The organism is Pseudomonas asuensis, assembly GCF_014646755.1.
Classification (GTDB): domain Bacteria; phylum Pseudomonadota; class Gammaproteobacteria; order Pseudomonadales; family Pseudomonadaceae; genus Chryseomonas; species Chryseomonas asuensis.
Map to the genome: position 1 here is coordinate 21,632 of NZ_BMNW01000019.1, position 6,365 is coordinate 27,996.

At 48.7% G+C, this 6,365-nt stretch carries 8 protein-coding genes; 3 read left to right on the forward strand and 5 right to left on the reverse strand.

Annotation, left to right across the window (positions count from 1 at the left end; all coding sequences use genetic code 11):
- Positions 1-210: 210 nt before the first annotated feature.
- Entirely contained in the window at positions 211-966 is a 756-nt protein-coding gene (locus IEX86_RS23190) for an SDR family NAD(P)-dependent oxidoreductase (protein ID WP_229685468.1), read from the forward strand.
- Between the two features lie 91 nt (positions 967-1,057).
- Here the strand turns inward: IEX86_RS23190 and IEX86_RS23195 are convergent, their stop codons facing one another.
- Genes IEX86_RS23195 through IEX86_RS23205 form a run of 3 tightly spaced genes read right to left on the reverse strand, consistent with a single transcriptional unit; the run spans position 1,058 to position 2,322 of the window.
- Positions 1,058-1,450, reverse strand: coding sequence for a hypothetical protein (locus IEX86_RS23195; protein ID WP_188868539.1), 393 nt, complete (start codon positions 1,448-1,450; stop codon positions 1,058-1,060).
- 27 nt (positions 1,451-1,477) lie between these two features.
- Entirely contained in the window at positions 1,478-1,720 is a 243-nt protein-coding gene (locus IEX86_RS23200) for a hypothetical protein (RefSeq protein WP_188868540.1), read from the reverse strand.
- A gap of 8 nt (positions 1,721-1,728) precedes the next feature.
- A complete protein-coding gene (locus IEX86_RS23205; protein WP_188868541.1) occupies positions 1,729-2,322 on the reverse strand; it encodes an NAD(P)H-dependent oxidoreductase in 594 nt (197 codons plus the stop codon).
- A 92-nt stretch (positions 2,323-2,414) separates the two neighbouring features.
- Here IEX86_RS23205 and IEX86_RS23210 point away from each other — a divergent pair, with 92 nt between their 5' ends.
- Entirely contained in the window at positions 2,415-3,044 is a 630-nt protein-coding gene (locus IEX86_RS23210) for a TetR/AcrR family transcriptional regulator (protein ID WP_188868542.1), read from the forward strand.
- Positions 3,045-3,722: 678 nt separating this feature from the next.
- Here IEX86_RS23210 and IEX86_RS23215 read toward each other — a convergent pair.
- Positions 3,723-4,745, reverse strand: a complete 1,023-nt coding sequence (locus tag IEX86_RS23215; protein WP_229685469.1) for a chemotaxis protein CheB — start codon at positions 4,743-4,745, stop codon at positions 3,723-3,725.
- A gap of 160 nt (positions 4,746-4,905) precedes the next feature.
- Between IEX86_RS23215 and IEX86_RS23220 the strand changes: the two genes are divergently transcribed.
- A complete protein-coding gene (locus IEX86_RS23220) occupies positions 4,906-5,418 on the forward strand; it encodes a DUF1993 family protein (protein ID WP_268239887.1) in 513 nt (170 codons plus the stop codon).
- Between the two features lie 364 nt (positions 5,419-5,782).
- On the opposite strand, the gene IEX86_RS23225 is transcribed toward IEX86_RS23220, so the two are convergent.
- The gene (locus tag IEX86_RS23225; protein ID WP_188868543.1) at positions 5,783-6,115 is read right to left on the reverse strand and encodes a gamma-glutamylcyclotransferase family protein; all 333 of its coding nucleotides are present in this window, start codon (positions 6,113-6,115) and stop codon (positions 5,783-5,785) included.
- Between the last annotated feature and the right edge of the window lie 250 nt (positions 6,116-6,365).

A 6,365-nucleotide genomic window follows, 5' to 3' on the forward strand; every position in this document is an offset into this window, starting at 1 on the left:
CAGCATTGACCATATAATTGAGGTCATATCGTTTGAGCCTTACGTGATGACCTCTTACTGCGTGTAGTCGCTGGGGGTATACCCTAATGACGGCACAAGAATATCTATAGCTCAGACCATCACCATTCTCATCATGGATGTTTTTGGCTTGTAAAGCGTATGGCAACTGCTAAAGCTTCTATAACTGTTTTCTTGCAATGGAGGGTGACTGTGCAGCCATCTCGTAAGGGGTATGCTTTTGTTTCTGGCGGATCAAAGGGCATAGGTCTGGCTATCGTCGAGGCATTAACGGCCAAAGATTACTATGTCATCACGTGTGGCCGAAGTAGGTCGACTTGGCAAGGTTGCATAGAGGCAAACCCCACCCTCAGCGAAGCCGTAGATTTTCAGGAAGTAGATTTATCTCGGCCTGGATCAGTAGATCTCCTTTTCGACTACATCCGAACGACATACAAAAGTATACATCTCGCTGTAAATAACGCCTCTCCAGCCCTTGAGTCAGGAGGAGACTTCGAGTCACTAGAAAACAGCCAGTTGTTAAGTACCCTGTTAAGTGATTTATGGGTGCCTGCGCTGTGTCTCAAGCATGAGCTAGGCCTGATGACATCAGGTGGTGCCATCGTGAATATCAGCTCTGTCAATGGGATAAGACCTACTCCAGGCGCAGCAGCTTATAGTGCTGCTAAACATGGCCTTGAAGGACTTACACGCTCTGTAGCCGCGGAAGCTATTGCCAAGGGCGTCAGAATTAATGCGGTCGCGCCTGGCGTGACATGGACGCCACGATGGGAAGCTCGTGTAAATCAAGGCAAAGTTGATAGGAAGGAAATTGAGAAAGTTGTGCCTATTCAACGGTTTGCAAAACCTGATGAAATCGCAGCGGCTGCTCTGTGGTTACTAAGCAATGAGGCCAGCTACGTTGTCGGACACACCTTAATTGTAGACGGTGGTCTATCGCTTAATTAAGCGCAGCTGCATGTACATACTCCCCAATCAAAGTCTATTGTTTGCTCCAAGCTGTAATCGCTAGGGTATACCTTAAATAAATCAACATAAGTTACCCTTTGGAGTACCTTGCCTCAGTTGCACGAACTATTACAAAAGCGATCAAGGCCACTACGAAAACAACAAGGTACATCCATGCGATGCTTTGCAGTGTCTCAATGACTGTCCTGTAGATTTCGAGTGTCCAGCGCTCAGAGTTCAGTATCAGAATTTCGCCATTCTTGGATGGCGGATTGATATAGCGCTCCAGGTAGTAAATTCTGACTCCTCCAGAGATTCCAACTACGAAGCTCGCAAAGGTAATGTAGCGATGCCACGCACTACTTACGTCGTCCTTGATCACTCTACTCAGAACGTTTTTGATGGATGAGTTGAAAAGAGCTACTACCAAGGCCGATACAGCCAGCGCAACAATAAAAGTGACTGCCAGAAGCGAAAAAAACATGGTTGCCCTCCTTGGAGTGTAAGTTGATTAGTCTTCGAATAACGCTTTGTTGGTAATAACTGTTTCTGGACGCACAGACCATCCCTCGCTGTGGCCGTCTCGATACGAAATAGACGACCGCTGCTGGGTATGCTCGACGGCAAACTTGGTGACGACGCCTACGCGCGTGCCGCCGCGACCCTGTTTGAGCTTCATGACTTCGATCAGTAGTGAAGTTTCCGTCTGGATCACCATGCAGGCTGCGACTACATGGCTCTTATCCAGCTGCATTTCAGGACTTACGCAGCAGTGAACAGCCTTTGGCCTAGCTCTCTGGCTGCTTGTAAAGCCCTATCCGCCCCATCGGTTTCTGAGTCAAGCAACAGCTGTGAGCTTGCAACGTTAGCCCCGCAGTAATTGAAGATGCCATGATCAATTTGTGTCCTCATAGCCTCTGTATAACCATGGCGAGTATAGGTAGCAGCATCAGCTCCACCAATTCCAACCAAGTGAATGTCTAGGTGGCCAAGCTTTTTCACAAGCGTGGACTCCAAGCCGAAGTCAAACGCCCAACCGTTTGAAAAGACGCGATCGATCCAGCCCTTCATTAGAGCGGGCATTGACCACCAATAAACGGGAAAGACCAACACCAGAGCGTCGGCCCGGTCGACGCGTGCCTGTTCAGCAATTACATCAGCTGGAGGCGCGGCTTCCTTGCGGTGTACTGCATGATCTGATGCTGTAAAGCGAGGGTCAAAACGCTCCTGTGCAAGGTCTGCCAGTTCATAGGTGTGGCCGACAGTAGCGGTATCGATACTTTGCGCAATCTGGCTAGCAACGCTGTGTGTCAAGGATCTGGGATCATGATGAGCAACAACGATAAGGGCGTGCATAGTGATACCTATAGATGCAAGTTGAGAGTGTACCGTCGCAGCTATATACTTTTAGTATATTAGTTTAGCTAAGTTACTAATGGTATATAGCGATGTCAAGCGGCAGAAGAGAGAAAGTAGCTAACGAGGTATCACCACGACGAAGGCTCACTCGGGAGGAGAGGCGCAGACAACTGTTGGATGTAGCGTGGCAGCTGATAAAAAGCGAGGGCACCGAAGCCCTGACTCTTGGCCGACTGGCTGAGCAGGCTGGGGTAACCAAGCCTGTAGTCTATAGCCAGTTCATAACCCGCTCCGGCCTGCTAGCTGAACTGTACAAGGATTTTGATATACGCCAGACAAGACTCATGGACGCAGCTCTTGAGGCTAGTGAAAAAACGCTCGAAAGTAAGGCGCATGTCATTGCTACGTCATATGTGGATTGCGTGCTGTTTCAAGGCCGCGAAATTCCCAGCGTGATCGCCGCATTGGCCAGTACACCTGAACTTGAAAAGATCAGACGCGAATACGAGTCGGTATTTATGGATAAATGCCGGCGGATCTTTGAACCTTTTACAAATTCAGGCGAACTTAGACTGGCTAGTTTGAAGGCAATGATAGGCGCAGCTGAAGCACTCTCTAATGCCGCGGCCAACAAAGAGATCACTGCCGATGAGGCTAAAGATGAGCTACAAGAATTGATCATTATTCTGGTCAAGGGTAGCGCTTCAACTCATGCTTAGTCCCTTACTAAAGGACAGAGCAGAAGACCTATGAAAGTAGGACTCCCGCGTTTTATAGAGTTGATGCCGATCTATAAATATTTCTCTGTAGTCGTTTGTGTATGCATCAATGACTATGGGCCTCGGCTTCCTCTGCTATTTAGACACCGCAGGCTAGTTTTTTTCTAATTACCTTCTTGTCCTTAGTTCCTGAATTTCTTGTTCAGAATCGCTACGTAAATTATCGGAGCAGAACAAAATAGGGCTCCAACCCCACATAACAATGCGATTGGATTAGCAAACCCAAATATCAAACACAAGGTTCCAATGAGAGCCAATAGAAAACCAAATCTACTCATCATTCGCGGCATCCCACTCATGTACATAGACATACGCCAAGATTTTGAATGAGTGCGTCGTTTGCTAAATATGTGCCAATGAACGTTAAGCTCTATCCATAGAGCGAAGATGTGCTCTGTGGATAGAGCTTATGGAGGTATGCGATTTAGATTAAGAGGAGGGGAAAGTAAATGGTTGATAACTTTCCCATGTAAACATGGTACAAGTGGTTTTTACACCATGTCGTCCTGGCCGTTGGCTCCATGACCCTTCATAGGCTGTTGCCACTGCTTTGATAAGACCGTTTTGGTCTTATGCTCGATACCTAACACAATCCTTCGGATTACCTTGATCTAGCGTTCATCCAGCCTGGTCATGGCCGAAAAAGCTTGGATCTAGCACAAGTTCACGTAGCGGCTTTAGTCGTTTTTCCGATTCGTCAGCCTGGTGGCGGTACTGCTTGGCCTCATCGGATGAGCCTGCCTTATCGGCAAGCTCGGCCATTTGCCGCAGCAGGAGAACCCTTTCCTCAATCGCGCGCAGGGTATCCCAAAGTCCGGTATCTATTGCCTCGTTCACTTCAGTAATAAGCGTCTTCATTGAAAATGCATGCCCGGTGTGACAACGGAACCTAACAATCGACCCTTCTTCAATCTGTACGAGGACGCCATGACAGTCAGGGCAGGTATATTTCGATACTTTTCCCAGGTTCATGACTCCAGTCTCGATGCCGTTGCCTGTAAGTTCGATCTGATTCTCAATGACATGTCTTTCCTTAGCAGGACGCGAATGCTGAGTCTCTACCCGTGACCCCACCGCCTCAGCTATCTGCTGAGCCAGCGCGTCGAGGGAACCTACAAAGTCGACCTTTACATGCTTTATAGCACTTTCAGGCATTGAGCTATGCATCGCTTCGGATGGAGCTTGCACCAGAGCTAACCCATCCCTGTCCTTGATTGCCCAGAGCCCTGCTGTCCCATCATCAAGGGCCCCTGTAAGGACTACGCCGATCACGCGAGCGCCATGGCTTACTGCGGCTGAGCGAAACAGAACATCCACGGCTGGCCTTACCCGGCACTCTTTTGGACCTCGCGTAACACGTAGTCCTTCCTCCTCCAGGATAAGGTGCCGATCCGGCGTAGCCACATAAACGGTCCCGGCCTTTAGAGGCTGGTTGTGATCAGCTGCTACAACGGGCATTGCCGTCACACGTGAGAGGACATTAGGTAGCGCGCTGGGCGCATAGGCTGGAATGTGAAGCACAACTAGAAAAGTAGCGGGAAGATCATGAGGAAGATGTTCAAACAATGTAGTCAATGCTTGAACACCTCCAGCAGAAGCGCCAATGACAACAATATTGCGCGTATCTGTATCGGGTCTCATCGATCACTATTCCTCAAGAATCATAATCATTGGGACCGGTGAGTTGGCTTTCCGTGCGGTAACAATACTTTCAGTTGAGCTGCATATTGAACATGGCCGGAGAAGGTCGTTATGGACATTATGCTTTATTTGAGAGAGGAGATGTGGGCAGATAGATCTCTTGTCTGTCATCAAAAAGGCTCAGGAGCAGGTAACGAAGGCAGAGGCGGAAGCGTTGCTATCTGCACGTCTAGCGCCAGACATGTATCCACTGTCAACTCAGGTTCGCTTTGCGTGCGTGCAGGCTCAAGAGGCTATCTTTCGTCTTGGAGGAGCGGCTTTCCCAGCCTCTATCAATGAGCTGCTTGAAGAAGGGCGACGTGCTGGCGAGCGACCTGGATCTCTTGCGGATGCACAAGTTCGGATTGATGAAACGGTCGCGTTACTTAATGGCCTCGCTCCTGACGCTCTGGATGCAAAGCTGGATCAGCCAATTGTGCATGAACTTCCCAACGGTATGATTTTCGATCTGACCGCTGAGCAATATGCCCGAGGCTGGACGCTGGCTCAGTTTTATTTCTACATCATGACGGCTTATTCAATCTTGCGTAGCGAAAGAATCAACCTTGGCAAGGCTGACTATGTGGCGCACATGCTTCCCCATTTACGCCCTGAAACGATTCCTAAGGGCTAGTAGGCCAGGAGCAGCGCAGGCATACGGTGAGGCGGATAACATGCAAAAACAGATTTCTTGTTCCGTTTCCTTTGCTGCTGGCCGTTATGTTGTTTCTGGCTCCCAGCGCAAGTCTCAACTGAGTGCTCAGGCGTAGTCGTTAGATGTAGCGATTAGGCGATGTAGTCGTTTAAGTCCTCCAACCTATTTATCGCTACACCCAAGCGATAGCCAGCCACTGTTGCTAATGCGGTACACCCTAATGACGAGATAAACATATCTATCAGAAAGACAAAAATGGCGTTTGAGACAAGGAAAGATGAATGTTTATGTTTAGCTTGAAGGCTAGTCATCAAGCCTGATGACTAGCCTTTATAAATGTTGCTTAGGAGAATTTACGAAGCGCGTAAACATAAGCTTTAACGGTGCTACCACTAGCTAGCGTTACAGTAGCAAGAACTCGCTTGTACTCATTGCCTTCGAAGCTATCTAGAGCATCCCAATGTTGCTCAAGGTTGTCGGAGGCAAAAACATGACCATGAATAGCCTCTCCATCGTCAGCAATCGCTAAGCCCGGAAAGTCCATATCGGCACCCCAGCCTTCCTTGATCAGCTTGCCTTTGAGGCTTGCCTCTTCCCAAGAGCCACCAATATTAAGCATTACGTGCTCATTAGGACGACCAGGGCCAAGGGTGCCATAAACAAATAAACGTTCCATTAGATAGCTACTAGACAATTGATTGAAAGACTCAATTTTGGCGGAGTTACCTGTACTACCACAAGTTATGAGCCTCCTTTTTGCAGCAGATAGTCAATTGATGTAGTCGCTGAGGTATACCCCAAGGACGACAAGCAGACTCCACGGGAACCCAGGCGCTAAGGGCTACCACACAGAACCTTTAATACGCCATAAGGACCCTCTGCATGAACCTCGTTAGCGCCTCGACCTCGCCCCTTTCGCTAGCCTC

Excerpts from the sequence above, each read along its gene's own strand:
- IEX86_RS23195 (WP_188868539.1), bottom strand. The coding sequence starts at position 1,450 with ATGTTTTTTTCGCTTCTGGCAGTCACTTTTATTGTTGCGCTGGCTGTA.
- IEX86_RS23200 (WP_188868540.1), bottom strand. The coding sequence starts at position 1,720 with ATGCAGCTGGATAAGAGCCATGTAGTCGCAGCCTGCATGGTGATCCAG.
- IEX86_RS23205 (WP_188868541.1), bottom strand. The coding sequence starts at position 2,322 with ATGCACGCCCTTATCGTTGTTGCTCATCATGATCCCAGATCCTTGACA.
- IEX86_RS23210 (WP_188868542.1), top strand. The coding sequence starts at position 2,415 with ATGTCAAGCGGCAGAAGAGAGAAAGTAGCTAACGAGGTATCACCACGA.
- IEX86_RS23215 (WP_229685469.1), bottom strand. The coding sequence starts at position 4,745 with ATGAGACCCGATACAGATACGCGCAATATTGTTGTCATTGGCGCTTCT.
- IEX86_RS23225 (WP_188868543.1), bottom strand. The coding sequence starts at position 6,115 with ATGGAACGTTTATTTGTTTATGGCACCCTTGGCCCTGGTCGTCCTAAT.